This window comes from Janthinobacterium sp. BJB426 (assembly GCF_002735705.1).
In the GTDB taxonomy this organism is placed as follows: Bacteria; Pseudomonadota; Gammaproteobacteria; order Burkholderiales; family Burkholderiaceae_D; genus Janthinobacterium.
Genome location: NZ_PDZL01000013.1, coordinates 56238 through 72217, shown reverse-complemented (window position 1 = coordinate 72217; position 15980 = coordinate 56238). Strand labels below are relative to the sequence as shown.

Sequence of the window (15980 nt, the reverse complement as noted above, 5' to 3'; positions counted from 1 at the left end):
AAAAGCGGTGCGTGTGTACTCCTGGCAAGTAGTCGAGGAATGCCTGGCCCATGGCGGGCGGGCGCTGAGTTGTTCTACATCAATATTGCATCTAATTACGAAATATGCAAGCTGAGCTTGCTTCGTGCGGGCGCGCGGCTGTCACCCGCTGGCTCGGCTTTCTTCCTGGTAGGGAAAGGCGGTGGCGTCCGCGCCCAGCGGCACGCTGACGTGTACGCTCATGCCGGCGCCGGGGCTGCTTTCGATGTAAAAAGTGCCACCCAGCAACTTGATGCGTTCCTCGATGCCCACCAGGCCAAACGAGCCCAGCTTGTTGCGCCCGTCGATGGCCGCGCCCACGCCGTTGTCGCTGATGCTCATCGACACCGTATCGTGGCATTTTTCCAGCTTGACTTGCACGCGGCTGGCATTCGCATGCTGGGAAATATTGCTGAGCGACTCTTGCAGGATGCGGAACAGGGCCGTCGCGCATTGGTCGCTGAGGCAAATGTCGTCATGGCTTTCGCTCACTTCGCAGGCGATTCCCGTGCGCTGGCGAAATTGCGCCACCTGCCATTCGACGGCCGCATTCACGCCCAGGTCCAGCACGGTAGGGCGCAAGTCGTTGATGATCTGCCGCACGCTCTTGATGGTGGCGTCGATCTGCTCCAGAGTTGAGCGGGCGCGGGCGTTCAGGCGCGGGTGGCGGCGCTGCGTGCGCGAGGCCAGCATGTCGGCATCGATGCGCAAGACCAGCAGGTTCTGTCCCAGGTCGTCGTGGATTTCGCGCGCGATGCGCTTGCGCTCTTCTTCCTTGATCTGGTCGGCATGCGCTGCCAGGCGGCGCAGTTTCTGGTGCGACAGTTGCAATCGGATCTGGCTGGCGCGCAATTCCTCCGTCATGCCCGTCGCCATCTGGATGGCGCGCCGGCGCGACGACGCCAGGGTGTGGAACAGTACATACAGCAGCATGGTGCTGGCAAAGCCGATCAGCAGGGCCAGCCACGGCAGGAAGACGTCGAAGCGCGAATACAGGTCGCTCTTGCGCACGCTGAACAGCGCTTGCCAGGCGCGGCCATTGTGCTCGATCAGCAACGTGCTGCTCAGGTAGCGGCCCGAATTGCCGGGCTGCCACCATGGCGCATGCATGCCCGCCGCCGTGCTGTCGAAGATGGGACGCATGTCGTGCGGCAGCTGCAGCGGCACCTCCCGCTGTTCAAGCGCCTGCGGGCCGATATCGAACAGGGTCAGGCGGACGTTGCGTACCGGCATGTCGGCCAGCGCGCTGCGCATCATCGTCACCAAGTCGTAGCCGATGCCGACGGAGCCCTGGTAAGCCGCGCGCCTTTGCTCCAGCGTATCGACCGGCATGCCGAAGCGGTACACGGGCATGCGCATGGCCATGCCCGTCAATTGGGGGCGGCCGTCCATCGGCACGGGCACGCCGGAATTGCTGATCTGGCCGGAGTCGCGCGACAGCGCCAGCGCTTCGGCGATCAGCGGGCGCGCGGCGATGTCATAGCCATACTTTTCCGGAGCGCTGGCGATCGGCTCGATGTACACGAGCACGGAATACTCGGCGCGCGGGGCGGGCGGATGGATGGCAAATGCCGGATAGCCATCGCGCCCGGGCGGATAGTCGCGCTGCATGGCCGCTTCGAAGGCGGCGCGCTGCGTCTCGTCGAGTTCCTGGCTGTAATTGAGATTCATCACGCCCGGGTAGTTCTGTTGCAGGGCGATGTTTGCCACGTAGCGGTGGAATTGCTCGCGGCTCACGTGTGCGTTGGCGCGGAACAGGCTGGCCGTGCCGCGCAGCAGGTTGGCATACGACTTGGTGCGCGATTCGATGCTTTTCTGGGTGTTGCGCGCCAGATTGTTGAATTGTTCGCTGGCATCGCTTTCGATCGATAGCGAGGCGGCCATGTAGAACAGCAGGCCCGCCATCATCGACACCACAACGCCGAGCAGCCACTGCGGTCTTTTTTCAGCAGCTAAGGGGTGTTCGCCGGCAGTAGAAGACATCGCCATCCGCATCAGGAAGAGGAATCGGGTGCCGCCTGGGCGGCGGAGGCTGGGCTGGGTTGTGCAAGCGCCATCGAAATTGCAAATTGCTCAATAGCTGCCTAATATACAAAATTATCGTGAATGTAGTCAACAGGCAATATTTCTCGTTGAAACGAAAAAAAACCGCCGCAGCGGTTTTTTTCGTGTGCCGTCCAGCCCTTATTTGGCGGGCTGCCAGCTGTCTTTCAGGGTGACGATGCGGTTGAAGACGGGCTTGCCAGGCTGGCTGTCAACCCGGTCGGCCGCGAAATAACCGTGGCGCTCGAACTGGAAGCGTTGTTCCGGCTGGGCCAGTTCCGCGCCCGGTTCCAGCCACGCTTGCACCACTTCCTTGGCCAGCGGATTCAGGGCCAGCTTGAAGTCCTTGCCGCCCGCGTCCGGCTGCGGGTCGGTAAACAGGCGGTCGTACAGGCGCACTTCGGCGGGAATGGCCGTCGGCGCGCTGACCCAGTGCATATTGCCCTTGACCTTGTAATTGGCGCTGCCTTCCGTGCCCGATTTGCTGTCGGGGAAGTAGGTGCAATGCACGGCGATGACCTTGCCGTCCGCATCCTTGTCGTAGCCCGTGCACTCGATCACGTAGCCGTAGCGCAAGCGCACACGGCTGCCCGGCTTGTCGTCGATCGGCGGATACAAACGGAAATAGCCTTTGTTCGGCACTTCCATGAAGTCGTCTTCCTCGATCCACAGCTCGCGCGAGATGGGGAAGGTGCGCAGGCCGCGCTCCGGGAAGTGCGGGTGCACGGGCGCCGTGCATTCCACGCTCTCGCTCTCAGGGAAATTGTCGATGATCAGTTTCAATGGACGCAGCACGGCCACCGTACGGGGTGCTTTCGGATCCAGGTCTTCGCGCAAACAGCCTTCCAGCACGCTGTAGTCGATCCAGCCGTCGGATTTCGTCACGCCCGTGCGTTCGCACATCAGTTGAATCGCTTCCGGCGTGTAGCCGCGGCGGCGCATGCCTACCAGGGTCGGCATGCGGGGGTCGTCCCAGCCATCGACGATTTTTTCTTCCACCAGTTGGCGCAGCTTGCGCTTGCTGGTGACGATGTAGGTCAGGTTCAGGCGCGAGAATTCGAACTGGCGCGGTACCGGTTGCTGGAGGAAGCCGCCGGCCGACAGGGTTTCCAGCAGCCAGTCGTAGAACGGGCGGTGATCCTGGAATTCCAGCGTGCAGATCGAATGCGTGATGTTTTCCAGCGCGTCCGAGATCGGGTGCGTGTAGTCGTACATCGGATAGATGCACCAGGCGTCGCCCGTGCGGTGGTGGTGCGCATGGCGGATGCGGTAGATGGCCGGGTCGCGCAAGTTCATGTTCGGCGAACTCATGGCATCTTCGCTCATCTTCGCGCGCAGGATGTGCTCGCCATCCTTGAATTTGCCCGCCTTCATGGCGCGGAACAGGGCCAGCGATTCGTCGCGCGGACGGTCGCGGAATGGCGAATTCTTGCCGGCCTGGCCGAAATTGCCCCGGTTGGCGGCCATGTCTTCGGCGCTCTGGCTGTCCACATAGGCAAAGCCGGCCGTGATCAGGTACTCGGCCATCGCGTACAGCTGGTCGAAATAGTCGCTCGCGTAGTGCAGGTGGCTCTGGCCATCGGCATGCTTCGGCTCCCAGTCAAAGCCCAGCCATTTCACGCTGTCCATGATGGTGTCGACGTATTCCTGCTCTTCCTTCGCCGGATTGGTGTCGTCGAAGCGCAGGTTGCACTGGCCGGCATAATCGCGCGCCAGGCCGAAGTTGACGCAGATCGACTTGGCGTGGCCCACGTGCAGGTAGCCGTTCGGCTCCGGCGGGAAACGCGTGATCACCTGGGGCAGGCCGGGACGCACATGGGCGCCGGCAGCCAGGTCGGCTTCGATGATGTTACGCAAGAAATTGGGCGCCAGCGCTGGCGCGGCGGTATTCGGTTTATCGTTGCTCATTGATCAATGCGGAAGAGTGACAGTAAAAAGCATTTTACCGTACCACAAGCGCTTTATAAGCACGTATTTACCCCCATTTCCCGGCATGCAAGCGACGCCGACGCCGTTCTATAGGATAATTCGCCTTTAATTAGCAAACAAAACGTGACCCCGGAGCCATTTATGGAAAATTTATATAACGTCCTCGGTGTCGCGCCCAATGCCAGCGACGATGAAATCAAGAAGGTTTACCGTTCGCTGGCCATGCGCTTCCACCCCGACCGCAACCAGGCCCCCGGCGCCGAGGCGCGCTTCAAGAGCGTGACCAAGGCGTATGAAATCCTGGCCGACCCGGCCAAGCGCGCAGAATACGACCAGAGCGTGAACCACCGCATCATCATCGACCCGGAAGCGGAAGCCTATGCCCTGTGGTGCGGCGTGTTCCGCCTGCATGGCACGGTACTGCCGGCAGACTAAGCCTGCTGGCGGCCGCCCGGCCAGCCCGAATGATTTGAAAAACAACAAACAATGGTGCTTTTGCTTTTAAGTAAAAGTGCCGCGCATCACATTGGAAAGCACAGCATGAGAAGAGTACACCCTGAATTCGCGTACCAGTCGCGCGAGCTGGAAGGCCAGATCGAAGGCATCCTCGGCGACCCGCCGAACCGCAAGAACTACAAGAGCATGGTCGACGCCCTGGTGGGCGAATACGCGAGCGGCGGCGGCATCGAAGACGTGAACATGCTGGCCTTCGCGCTGGTCGACCACATCACGTTCAGCGACCCGAAAGGCTTGCTGGCCGAAAGCGAAGACTACGAATTCGGCGATACGGCCCGCGTGTTTTCCATGGCCGCGTGCGCCGCGCCGGAAGCGGCGAAGATGTACGCCGCCATCGAAGAGAGCTTCCCCGACCTGGCGCGCCAGGCCATCATCACGGCCTTTTTGCACAAGAATCCGCGCCTGTGGGACGACGACGACCAGTCGCTCGACCAGCTGGCCGCCAATGACGACGGCGACGACGAGCACGATGAAGACGAAGCCACCGACGATTTCGCCCAGATGTTTGACCAGGATGGAGATGACCATGGCCGATAACAATGAACAAAAGAGCAACTTGCCCGCGCTGACCAAGCAGGTCACTGAACTGGTGCTGTCCGGCTCGCTGGGCCACGCCGAGCAGGCGTTTGCCGACGCGGCCGACCAGTACGGCGATCTTGCCGTGGTGGAAGTGCTGAGCGCCATCCCGCCGCAAGTGACGGCCCTGCACCTGGCCGGCTTCGACGGCGGCAAGATGTCGCTGGCCACCCTGCTGGTGCCGCCGAAGGCCTGGGCCGACAGCCTGGCCTTCATCGCCGCCACCTGGAGCGACGACCAGATCGAGGACGATCCGGAACGCATCGCCGAATCGCTGTTCGCGCACATCCACGGCGTGGTGTTTTCCACCGACGACGCCGAGCGCCGCCGCGAGCTGCTGCTGGAAGCGTCCGCCACCGACTGGGGCGCCACGGCGTTCGCCATCCTGTTCTCGATGGCGCCGAAGGAAATCCTCGAAGTGGCGGGCGAGATCGTCATCAAGGGACCGTATGTGACGGGCGTGACCTCGTCCGACAACGACGTCGTGCCGCTGGCCATCGAGCTGGCGCAAGCGAATGAAGACGGCTGGGACCGCTCGTTGTTCGAACTGTTCCCCGACTTCCGCCACAGCGCCGACCTGGCCGACGCGGAATACTCGGACGACCCGGACGAAGAGCCGACCATGTTGCAGCGGAGCACCAAGGAATTGCTGTACCGCCTGCGCAAACAAGTGCCGAGCACGCGCAGCGCGCCACGCTCCAGCACGCGCCGCAGCCTGGGCACGGGCATTTTCTCGTAATGAAAGCAGGGAACGTCTAATGCTGCCAGCAATTGTTGTAGAGAATCTTCCGCGCCTGGTGCGCGCCATCAAATTGTTGCCGAACGATCCGCGCGAGGACGCGGCGCTGGACCTGGCCGACGAATTGACGGGCATCACGGCCATGGTGGCCGAGAAGTTCACGAATGAACGCACGGCCGACGGCATCCAGAAAGCGCTGTACCTGACGGTGGGTGGCGTGTCGCTGGGCCTGGAGCAGGCCGTCACGCATGAAGGCGACCAGGCCGCGCTCGACTTCCTCGTCGAGCACGGTGCCGAGCACGCATTCCAGGTGGGCTTCCGCCTGATCAAGGAATTGTCGCAGCTGCCGGAAGACGCCCTGGTGGGCGAGTACGACCAGGACCCCGTTTACCTTGCGCGACGCCTGCGCGAGCTGTTCATCGATATTTGCCAGGCCGACCCGAACCAGAACTGGGCCGGCTATGAAAAGTATGCCGTGCAGTTGCAACAGCGCAAGGAAGTGCAAGCCGTCGTGCGCCTGGCCGGCTGGCTGCGCCGTCACCACGACAACGGCCCCGTCAGCGACAGCGACTTGAATGCCGAGGGCGTCATCGCCCTGGCCATCATCTTTGCCATCGAAGGCGGCGGGCGCATCATCGCGCGCACGGGTCAGAAGGAGTTTGAACGCTTTGTGCGTTCCGTGCGCAAGAACAAGCCCGACTTCGAGGAAGGCTGGGCCGCCCTGGTGGCCAAGGTGCCCGTGCAGCACCATCCCGTGTTGCTTGACCGCATCGCCTCGTACCGCCGCAGCTGCACTGTCGTGCATAAAATCCTCACGCGGGCCAGCATGAAGAGCCTGTTCGAGGATCTGGAAAACTATGCGGGTTCGGAGCTGGATGCGGATTATTCGTGACCGCTGGTGTCGGATTACGCGGCGTTGCCGCTAATCCGACCTACGCCGACCTACGCCGACCTCATCGGCCTATTCTTTCTCTTCCATGGCCGCTTCCTCGGCCAGTTTTACAAACGCCGCCACCAGCGGCGACGTCTCTTCTTCTCGTTGTGCCAGTAACAGACTGGTGGTCGCCTGCGGGTCGGCGATGGGGCGGTAGCACACGCCATCCATGCGGATGCGGTCGAACGAGGCGGGCAGCACGGAAATGCCGCAGCCGGCCGCCACCAGGCCGATGATGGTCGACGCTTCGCCCGCTTCCTGCGCCACCTGGGGCACGAAGCCGGCCGCCTTGCACAGGCGGAAGATCTGCGGATAAATTCCCGTGCCTGCATCCTTGGGGTACATGACAAAACCTTCGCCCGCCATGTCGGCAATGGCAATCGCATCCTTGGCCGCCAGCGCGTGGGCGACGGGCAGCACGAGGAAGAGCGGATCTTTGCGCAACTCCGTCAGGCGGATATCGTCCGGATACGTCGTTTCCGGCGGGCGCACGAAACCCAGGTCCATGGTGCGGCCGCTGATCGCTTCCAGCTGATGCAGGGTCGCCATTTCGTGCAGGGTCAGGGTGACGTGGGGATACTGCTGGCGGTAGCGGTTGATGACGGTGGCGAAATACGGCGTGAACGGCGTGGAAAAGGTAAAACCGATGCGCAACTCACCCGCTTCGCCCCGCTGGGCCCGGCGCGCCGTCACGGCTGCCTGTTCCGACAGGGCCAGGATGCGCCGCGCATCATCGAGAAACAGCGCACCCGCCTGCGTCAGCCGCACGGAGCGTTTGTTGCGTTCGAACAACTGCGCGCCCAATTCCGCTTCCAGCGCCTGGATCTGCTGGCTCAGCGGCGGCTGGCCGATGTGCAGGCGTTCAGCCGCGCGCGTGAAGTGCAGCTCTTCGGCGACGGCGACAAAGTAACGCAGGTGGCGCAGTTCCATATAAGTAATATTTTAAAAGTATGAGTTGGGCCTTGAATATATATTGGACGATATGAGTTGGCAATCCTAAGATGAAGACTCGCTCCTTCTTCGAAACACGGCCATGTCTGATTCATCGCTTGCCTTTGCCCCCGCTGCCCCATCCGCCATTCCGGTTTCTGCTCCAGTTCCCCGCACGGCCATCGCCAAGGGTTCCATTGAATTCAAGCGCAGCAACCGCGCCCTGTTCTTTGGCGGCTTTTCCACCTTCAGCTTGCTGTATTGCATCCAGCCCCTGTTCCCGCTGCTGTCGCACCAGTTTCATCTGACGCCGGCGCAAAGCAGCTGGTCCTTGTCCGTGTCCAGCGGCTTGCTGGCCATTTCCTTGGTGCTGCTGAGCGCCGTCTCGGACAGGGTCGGGCGCAAGCCGCTGATGGTGGCGTCGATGTTTTCCGCCGCGATTCTCACTATTTTGTCCGCGTTTGCGCAGGATTATGCGCAGCTGCTGGCGATCCGCGCCGCGCTGGGCGTGGCCCTGGGCGGCATGCCGGCCGTGGCCATGGCGTATCTGGGCGAGGAAATCGAGGGCCCGTCCCTGGGCCTGTCGATGGGGCTGTATATTGCCGGCAGCGCGTTTGGCGGCATGTCGGGAAGGCTGGTGGCGTCCATGCTCAGCGATTTCCTGTCGTGGCGCTGGGCGCTGGGCGTGCTGGGCGTGGCCGGCGTGCTGGCGGCGGCGGAATTCTGGCGCAGCCTGCCCGCGTCGAAGAATTTCGTGCCCAGTACAAAAGGCTGGAATGCCTTGCCGCACGCGATAAAACAGCATTTTTCCGACCGGGGCTTGCCATGGCTGTTCTGCCTGGCGTTCGTGCTGATGGGCTGTTTCGTCAGCCTGTATAACTACATCGGCTACCGCCTGCTGGCCGCGCCGTTCGGCTTGCGCCAGAGCACGGTCGGCTTGCTGGCCTTCCTGTACCTGATCGGCATCTTCAGTTCCGTCTGGGCGGGCCGGCTGGTGGACCGGCTGGGGCGCCGGGGCGTGCTGTGGATCATGCTGTCGGTGATGCTGTCCGGCATTTTATTGACCCTGTTCGACTCGCTGCCGCTGATCGTCATCGGCATGGCGCTGGCCACTTTTGGCTTCTTTGCCTCGCACTCGATCGCCAGCAGCTGGGTCAGCCGCCGCGCCCGCGCGCCGCAGGCCCTGGCATCGGCCTTCTACCTGCTGTTCTATTACCTGGGTTCGAGCCTGATCGGTTCCGCCTCGGGCATGATGTGGGGCTTCGACGGCTGGACGGGCGTGGTCATCATGCTGGGGCTGTGCCTGGGCGGCGGCGTGCTGATCGCCTTGCGCCTGCGCCATTTGCAGCCGCTGGGGGCGCGTGACGCGGTGGGCTGAGTGCGGCTATTTGGGGCACATGCCGATCATCGTTTCCCCCTGCTTGCCGGCGCGCGTGGTCACACACAAGGTGCCCAGCGCGCTGGTGATTTTATACGTGCGGCTGCCCTTGGCCTCATTGGCGCCGATCTCCTCGATCTTTGAGGCCTCGTACCATTTCGGCGGCACGGCCGCGTAGGCCTCGGCAAAGCCCTGCTGCATGCGCTTGAAGCCCGTGTCCTCGAATTTCTCCCCGCCCCGCTGCGGGAATTCCTTGCGTAAATCCTTGTCGATCTTGCCCACGTCGCGCTTGGCTTGCGCCAGGATATCGGCTGCGCTCGGTGGCGTGATGGCCGTGATCGCTTCTGGCATTGCTGGCGCTGGCGCCTGCTCGGCGGCGGGCGGCGGCAAGGGGCGGCTGACGGGCGCCGCAACTGTTACCGGCAGGCGCGGCGGATGCGTGGCGGCTGGTGTTGCGCTGGGCAATGGCCGGGGCTTGGGCGGCGCAGGGAGCGTGTGGCGCAGCCAGGTGATGGCTGGGCCTTGCGGCAAGTTCTCGTCCGTGACGGCGCGCGGCCGCGATTGCAAGACAATATATGCCAGGCCCCCGTGCAGCAGGACGATCAGCAGCAGGCCGGGAGCGCGGCGGGGCAGGGGTGGCAGCGAGGTCATGGAGGACATGGTGGTTCAGGTACGCCAATGTATCTGAAGGATTTGATAATTATCTAATATGTCACAAGCGCTTACAAAAAAGTGCCGTGTGGAAATTTTGATGCCATGGCCGCTGGCGGGGAACCCTGCGCCAGCTTCGCGATCCAACTCGGATACCACGCGAACAGGAGAGCATCATGATGCAAGTAAAGGAAGTGGCACGGCGCTTCGGCGCAATCGAACACGCGATCGGCCAGGCGGCCCAGCTGTGTGGCAAGCAGCAGGGCATGCCGATGGACTTGAAGGATTGCATCAATCAGCTGGACCAGCAAAAGAGCGCCGTGCGGCAAGCCATCGACACGCAAGACGATGCGCGCATCCGGCAAGCCGTCGACCAGATGGAATCCTTGGGCGACCGCGCCAAGCGGGCCTGCGGCACGGCGGCCAGCGTCACGCCGGAAATGAAGAGCGCCGTGCTCAAGGTGCACGATGAATTATCGGACCTGAAGCACCAGCTGCATTAACCAGCTGCATTAGCTACATCTGGCGGAACAAATGCGCATATAAAGGGCTGACGCGCAGTTGCGCCGAGTGCTGGCGCAGGGTCAGCGACAGCTTGCCCGCCTCGTCGCGCACGGCCGTGGCAATGGCGCTGGCGTTGACGATGGTGCCCCGGTGAATTTGCCAGAATTGTTGCGGGTCCAGCTGGGGCAAGAGTTCCTTCAGGCTCGTGCGTATCAGCGCCTCGCTGTCCTGGCACACGACGTTGATGTATTTGTCCAGCGCTTCGAAATACACGACGTCGGCCAGCGCGATCATGCGCACGCTGTTGCCGACGGCCGCCCGTATCATTTGCAGGCGCGGGGCGGGCGGCAGCATGGCTTGCAGCTGGCTCAGCAGGCGAGCCATGTTGTCGTCGCTGGCGGATTCGGCTGCCTGCGGCGCTCGCGGCACCGGTTCGGCTGGCGCTGCTGTTGCCGTGGCTGCAGCGGTGCCGTTGCCAACGCTGCTGTCGCGCAAGCGCTGCTGCAGGCGTTCCACCGTCTTGCCCAGTCGCGCATCGTTGACGGGTTTTAAGACGTAATCGGCGGCCGCGTGCTCGAAGGCGGCCAGCGCATATTCGTCATAGGCGGTAACAAACACGATGTGGGGGAACGCAATGTCGTCCGGCCACTGTTCCGCCAGTTCCTCGGCCGCTTCCAGGCCCGTCTTGCCTGGCATCTTGATGTCGAGAAAGAGGATGTCGGGTTGCAGCGCCAGGCCTTGCCGCAAGGCTTCCACGCCATTAGGGCAGGTGGCAACGATGTCGAGCTCTGGCCACAGCCGCTGCAAGGCGTGCGCGAGGGCGGCGGCGAGTATCGGTTCGTCTTCGGCGATCAGGGCGCGTGGCGCGCGTGGGGTGTATTGGCTCATGCGAGGGGACTCGTGATGGTGGATGGAAGGGGGAATGTCAGGCGGGCGGTCGCGCCTGCCGGATGGTTGGCGATCAGCGACAGGCTGGCGGCATCGCCATGCATGCCGCGCAGGCGTTCGCGGATATTCGCCACGCCCAGGTGCGTGCCCTTGGTCTGGCCCGGATGGTCGAGGCCCAGGCCATCGTCGCTGACGGTGAGAATCAGCACGCCAGTGTCCGTGGATGCCTGCACATGGATATGGCCGCCTTCGATCTTCGGTTCCAGGCCGTGCTGGATGGCGTTTTCCACCAGCGGCTGCAACAACATGGGCGGCACCTTGACTTGGCGCAAGGCCTCGGGCAAGTCCAAGGTAAAGCGCAGGCGCGCGCCCATGCGGATCGACATCAGGCCCAGGTAGGCTTGCATCAGGGAAAATTCCTGCTCCAGGGTGGTGGAGTCGGCGCGCGAGGAAGAGAGCGTGGCGCGCAGATACTGGATCAGCTGGTCGAGCAGCAACTGGGCGCGCTCCGGGTCAAAGCTGATCAGGCCTTGCAGGTTGGCCAGGGTATTGAACAGCATGTGCGGTTCGATCTGCGCCTGCAGCAGTTGCAGCTGGGCCTGCATGGCCTGGCGCGCCACGGATTCGGCGCGGGCTTTTTCCTGGGCCGCCTCCATTTGCAGGCGGGCGATTTTTTCGCGGCTGCCAAAGAACAGGATGGCCGCTCCCGCCGCCGCCAAGGTGAACACCGTCATGCCGACATTGCGTGACGACATGGAGACGGGCGCGGGAACGTCGATATTGGCCAGCCAGCCGAACAGCATGGTGCCGCCTACCTGTGCTACGGCGGCGCTGACGATGATGAGGGCAGTGAAGGGCAGCCTTGGGGGGCGGCGTCCCTCGCCCCACCAAGCCAGGCGGATGCCGTCGATCAACAGGAAGGCGATGCCGCCTATGCACATGGATGCAAGCAGGTTGAGCCAGAAGCTTTGCCCACCGCTCAGCACGAAGGTAATGAAGAGAGCGCACAGGACATTGAGCAGTAGCGCATAGCGGGCATCGCCCAGCAGGCGCCGGTAGGGAAAGCTCGTCTTGCGGGGGACGGTGTCGGTAGGGTGCATGCGGGACAGCTTTCAGATGGGCGCTCGGGTTGGCAATGCGGCAATTATGGGCGGCTCTGCATGCGGGTGCAACGCCGCTGCGACGAAACAGGGCTGGCATGGCGCCAATCGCCTGATCGCGTCCTTTACATGGTGGCGCTTGCACGCGATGATGGCAAGACGTCTTGATCGACAATCTCATCATCATAAAGGAACACCATGTGGCCCTATCCACGCACCCTGGCGCACCGCGGCGGCGGCACCCTGGCGCCTGAAAACACCCTGGCCGCCCTGCGCTGCGGCCTTGCCTACGGCTACCGCGCCGTGGAATTCGACGTCATGCTGGCGTCCGACGGCGTGCCCGTCGTCGTGCACGACCCCGAGCTGGGCCGCACCGTGGCCGGCAGCGGCCAGGTCAACGATTACACGGCTGCGCAGCTGGGAGCAATGGAGGCGGGCGCCTGGTTCGGCCCCCAATTCGCGGGCGAAGGCGTACCCACGTTCGAGGCCGTGGTGGACTATTGCAAGGCGCAGCGCATCTGGATGAATATCGAAATCAAGCCGGCGCCCGGCTTCGACGTGCCCACGGGCAGTGCCGTGGCGCGCGCCACGCGCGAACACTTTGCGCAGGAAATCGCGGCTGGCGCATTGCTGCCGCTGCTGTCGTCGTTCAGCATTGACGCCTTGCAGGCGGCGCGCCAGGCGGCGCCGGAACTGGCGCGCGGCTGGCTGGTCGAACAGATACCTTCTGATTGGGCGGAAAAGGCAAAGGAACTGGGCGTGGTGGCGATCCATTGCGACCACCGGCAGCTGACGCCGGTACTGGCGCGAGAGGTAAAGGCGGCGGGATATGGACTGTTCTGCTACACCGTCAACACCCCGGAGCGGGCCAGCGAGCTGCTGGCCTGGGGCGTGGACGGGTTTTGTACGGACAGGATAGATTTGATCAAGGCAAGCTGACAACCTCCTGGCTTAACAACGCCTGACAGAAGCGTAGCGAGCGGAAGTGAGCGGAAGTGAGATATGGCCGAGAAGCGCAACTGTGCTATAGCACAGTGAGCATCGCAGGCCGTATATCACGACGCGCAGTAGCTTATGTCAGGTGTTACTAGAAAGTTACGCGCATGCCTACTGTCAAATTGCGCCCCATCAACGGTGCCGCATTCTTGATAAACGAGGTGTGGCTGTACGCCAGTTCATTTGTCAGGTTATTTGCCTTGATGTAGAACTGGGCTGGCGTCGTGCCGATACGCGTGTCGTAGTTGGCGGACAGGTTGAGCATGTTGTAGCCCGGCGTTGCCGTTTCGAACGCGGCCACTTTATCCTGCTTGCCCACGCGGTAGAGCTCGGCCACGCCGCTCCACGCCTGCCAGTTGGCATCGAACTTCACACCAAAACGCTGGGCCGGGATGCGCGGCAAGTTGCCACCGCCGTCGGCCAGCTTGGCCCGCACGTAGTCGCCGAACACGCTGGCGCCGAACATGGGGTTCAGCTGCTGGCGGATCTGCCCTTCGACGCCCGTGAACGTGGCGTCGCGCTGGGCGTACTGGATCAGCTGGAAGCCTTCGTGGTTGTCCAGGGTGGAGCCGAAGATGTAGTTGTCCACCTTGTTGCGGTAGGCGCTGGCCGAGAAGGTCGTGGCGCCCGCATATTTGCGCAAGGTCAAGTCGATATTGTTCGACGTTTCCTTGCCCAGGTTTTCATTGCCCAGCTCATACGTGGCCGTGGCCATGTGCACGCCGTGCGCATACAGTTCCTCGGCGCTGGGCAGGCGGTGCGTGCGCGAGATGGTCGAACCGAGCGAATATTGCGGCGCAAATTTCCACACGGCGCCCAGGGAAATCGAGGTGCCCTTGGCGCTGCGGTCTTGCAAGGTGGCGCTGTCGACCGTGATGTCTTGCCATTCGTGGCGCAAGCCCGCTTCGAAGCGCCATTGGTCGAGCTTGTATTCTTCCACCAGGAAGGCTGCGTGTTTCTTCGTGACCGTCGGCGCCACGTACGCTTCCTCGCCCAGGGCCGAGAAATCGCGCTTCGACGTTTGCAGGCCGACTACGCCGCGCCAGCCGAAGACGGGATGGTGTTCCATTTCCAGGCGCGCATCGTGGCCCTTGTTTTTAAACGTGGTGGCGATTTCCGTGCCTTCGATTTCATCGTGCTTGTAATCGGTGAACGCGGCGCGCAGGCGCAGCTTGGCGAAGCCGGGCACGGGGTCGCGCAATTCGCCGCGCACATCCCAGCGTTCGCTCTTCAGTTTCACGTACGGCACGCTTTCGTGTTCATGCTCGTGCTCATGTTCTTCTTCGTCGCCATGGCCGTGGCCCTCGTGGCCGCCGCAATGCAGGTGCGTGCCGTGCGGGTGGCAGCTCTCGAATTCGTGGTTGTGGCCAGGCAAGCCGTATTCCGCGTTCTGGCTGGTGAAGGCCAGGCCCAGGAAGCCGCGCTGACCTACCCATGACACGCCCACGCTGCCCGTGTCCGTCTTGTTGTAGCTGCCGCCTACTGTCGAGCCGCCTTCCCAGCCGCTGCCGACCTTGTATTCTTTCGCGTCGCGCTTGACGCCTTCCGCGTGGAAGGCGATGTTGCCGGAGCCGCCAGTCACTTCAAAGGCGCCTGCCTTTTCGCGCGCCGCCGAGTTGGCGCGTACTTCCGCGCTGCCTTCAAAGCCTTTTGCCGGCACGCGCGTGGGGATTTTCTTGTCGATCACGTTGACCACGCCGCCGACAGCGCCGCCGCCGTAGGCCAGCGCGGACGGGCCGCGCAGCACTTCAATCTGTTCCGACAGCATCGGTTCGGCCGCGACAGCATGGTCGGGGCTGATGGTCGAAGCGTCCTGCACTTCGGCGCCATCGGACAGCACTTTCACGCGCGGACCATCCATGCCGCGGATGATGGGGCGACTGGCGCCGGCGCCGAAATGGCTGGACGTGATGCCGGGCTGGCCGGCCAGCGTTTCGCCGAGGGTCGCTGCCCTTGCCAGCACCAGTGCCTCGCCTTCGAGTACGGTGACGGGCGTGCTCATGTCGTCGCTGCCCAGGGCCAGCGCGCTGGCCGAGACGGTGACGGCAGGCAAGGTTGTCGCCTGCTGCGCCAGGGCGCTGGCAGGGGCGGCAAAGGCCAGCATGATGGCCAGCGCGAGGGGAGTGGGTTGGTGAGGACGGACGCACATGGGCAAGATTTCCTTATCGGCTATCGGTGTTGGCAGGGTTGGGGCAGCGCGTGACAGGTAAATGCCTGCCCTAAGATGATAATGATAACCCATTATCATTACTGTGTGACAGTTTTTCCGGGCGGTAGATACAGGCGGATGGTGTATTCTGTCGGCTATGGAACGCACAACACGTCAAAAAACCGCTATTCAAGCCGCCATCGAGTCGGCCCAGCGCCCCCTGTCGGCGCAGGAAATCCTTGAACAGGCCAGCTTGCAAGTGACGCAACTGGGCATCGCCACCGTTTACCGCAACTTGAAGTCGCTGGTGCTGGAAGAGAAGGTGCACGTGGTGACCTTGCCGGGCGAAAACCCGCGCTACGAATCGAACGCTGTCGCCAATCACCACCACCACCATTTCCAGTGCACCACGTGCCAGCGCGTGTTCGACGTGCATGATTGCCCGGGCGACTTGAAGCGCATGGCGCCGCAAGGCTTTGTTGTCGAGCGCCACGAGCTGACCCTGTACGGCCGCTGCGCCGACTGCAATGCCGCCGCCGGCGCCACGGCCACAGCGGGGAGCGCCACCGTTGCCACCACTGGGCACGCCTGCGCCAGCCACCACGACCCGGCCTGAGCCGGCAGGCTGC

General features: G+C 63.0%; 15 protein-coding genes. 8 read left to right on the top strand and 7 right to left on the bottom strand.

Annotation, left to right across the window (positions count from 1 at the left end; translation table 11 throughout):
- Nucleotides 1-141: 141 nt before the first annotated feature.
- On the bottom strand, nucleotides 142-2001 hold the full coding sequence (locus tag CSQ93_RS19625) for a CHASE domain-containing protein (protein ID WP_233516264.1): 1860 nt from the start codon (nucleotides 1999-2001) through the stop codon (nucleotides 142-144).
- Nucleotides 2002-2202: 201 nt separating this feature from the next.
- Nucleotides 2203-3969, bottom strand: coding sequence for a glutamine--tRNA ligase/YqeY domain fusion protein (locus tag CSQ93_RS19620; protein WP_099379472.1), 1767 nt, complete (start codon nucleotides 3967-3969; stop codon nucleotides 2203-2205).
- A 162-nt stretch (nucleotides 3970-4131) separates the two neighbouring features.
- On the opposite strand from CSQ93_RS19620, the gene CSQ93_RS19615 reads away from it, so the two are divergent.
- The 4 genes from CSQ93_RS19615 to CSQ93_RS19600 all read left to right on the top strand — a co-directional run bounded on the left by CSQ93_RS19615 (nucleotide 4132) and on the right by CSQ93_RS19600 (nucleotide 6713).
- A complete protein-coding gene (locus CSQ93_RS19615) occupies nucleotides 4132-4425 on the top strand; it encodes a DnaJ domain-containing protein (RefSeq protein ID WP_010395442.1) in 294 nt (97 codons plus the stop codon).
- 105 nt (nucleotides 4426-4530) lie between these two features.
- Nucleotides 4531-5043: a hypothetical protein gene (locus CSQ93_RS19610; RefSeq protein WP_034781751.1), complete on the top strand. Its 513-nt coding sequence runs from the start codon at nucleotides 4531-4533 to the stop codon at nucleotides 5041-5043.
- Nucleotides 5033-5821 carry a hypothetical protein gene (locus CSQ93_RS19605; protein WP_099379471.1) on the top strand — a complete coding sequence of 263 codons (789 nt, stop codon included), beginning with the start codon at nucleotides 5033-5035 and terminating at the stop codon, nucleotides 5819-5821. Before CSQ93_RS19610 ends, CSQ93_RS19605 begins: the two co-directional genes overlap by 11 nt.
- A 19-nt stretch (nucleotides 5822-5840) precedes the next feature.
- Nucleotides 5841-6713: a hypothetical protein gene (locus CSQ93_RS19600; protein WP_099379470.1), complete on the top strand. Its 873-nt coding sequence runs from the start codon at nucleotides 5841-5843 to the stop codon at nucleotides 6711-6713.
- A 69-nt stretch (nucleotides 6714-6782) separates the two neighbouring features.
- On the opposite strand, the gene CSQ93_RS19595 is transcribed toward CSQ93_RS19600, so the two are convergent.
- Nucleotides 6783-7685 carry a LysR substrate-binding domain-containing protein gene (locus tag CSQ93_RS19595; protein WP_099379469.1) on the bottom strand — a complete coding sequence of 301 codons (903 nt, stop codon included), beginning with the start codon at nucleotides 7683-7685 and terminating at the stop codon, nucleotides 6783-6785.
- A gap of 103 nt (nucleotides 7686-7788) precedes the next feature.
- Here CSQ93_RS19595 and CSQ93_RS19590 point away from each other — a divergent pair, with 103 nt between their 5' ends.
- Nucleotides 7789-9063, top strand: coding sequence for an MFS transporter (locus tag CSQ93_RS19590; protein WP_099379468.1), 1275 nt, complete (start codon nucleotides 7789-7791; stop codon nucleotides 9061-9063).
- Between the two features lie 6 nt (nucleotides 9064-9069).
- On the opposite strand, the gene CSQ93_RS19585 is transcribed toward CSQ93_RS19590, so the two are convergent.
- Nucleotides 9070-9723 carry a hypothetical protein gene (locus tag CSQ93_RS19585; protein WP_099379467.1) on the bottom strand — a complete coding sequence of 218 codons (654 nt, stop codon included), beginning with the start codon at nucleotides 9721-9723 and terminating at the stop codon, nucleotides 9070-9072.
- 167 nt (nucleotides 9724-9890) lie between these two features.
- Between CSQ93_RS19585 and CSQ93_RS19580 the strand changes: the two genes are divergently transcribed.
- Nucleotides 9891-10217: a hypothetical protein gene (locus CSQ93_RS19580; protein WP_099379466.1), complete on the top strand. Its 327-nt coding sequence runs from the start codon at nucleotides 9891-9893 to the stop codon at nucleotides 10215-10217.
- Between the two features lie 13 nt (nucleotides 10218-10230).
- On the opposite strand, the gene CSQ93_RS19575 is transcribed toward CSQ93_RS19580, so the two are convergent.
- Nucleotides 10231-11106, bottom strand: a complete 876-nt coding sequence (locus CSQ93_RS19575; RefSeq protein WP_099379465.1) for a LytR/AlgR family response regulator transcription factor — start codon at nucleotides 11104-11106, stop codon at nucleotides 10231-10233.
- Nucleotides 11103-12206: a sensor histidine kinase gene (locus CSQ93_RS19570; RefSeq protein WP_099379464.1), complete on the bottom strand. Its 1104-nt coding sequence runs from the start codon at nucleotides 12204-12206 to the stop codon at nucleotides 11103-11105. Before CSQ93_RS19570 ends, CSQ93_RS19575 begins: the two co-directional genes overlap by 4 nt.
- A gap of 198 nt (nucleotides 12207-12404) precedes the next feature.
- Here CSQ93_RS19570 and ugpQ point away from each other — a divergent pair, with 198 nt between their 5' ends.
- Nucleotides 12405-13145, top strand: coding sequence for a glycerophosphodiester phosphodiesterase (gene ugpQ, locus CSQ93_RS19565; protein WP_099379463.1), 741 nt, complete (start codon nucleotides 12405-12407; stop codon nucleotides 13143-13145).
- A gap of 148 nt (nucleotides 13146-13293) precedes the next feature.
- Here ugpQ and CSQ93_RS19560 read toward each other — a convergent pair whose 3' ends face one another.
- Nucleotides 13294-15351, bottom strand: a complete 2058-nt coding sequence (locus CSQ93_RS19560; RefSeq protein WP_442778339.1) for a TonB-dependent receptor domain-containing protein — start codon at nucleotides 15349-15351, stop codon at nucleotides 13294-13296.
- A 157-nt stretch (nucleotides 15352-15508) separates the two neighbouring features.
- On the opposite strand from CSQ93_RS19560, the gene CSQ93_RS19555 reads away from it, so the two are divergent.
- Nucleotides 15509-15967: a Fur family transcriptional regulator gene (locus CSQ93_RS19555; RefSeq protein ID WP_099379462.1), complete on the top strand. Its 459-nt coding sequence runs from the start codon at nucleotides 15509-15511 to the stop codon at nucleotides 15965-15967.
- Nucleotides 15968-15980 lie beyond the last annotated feature (13 nt).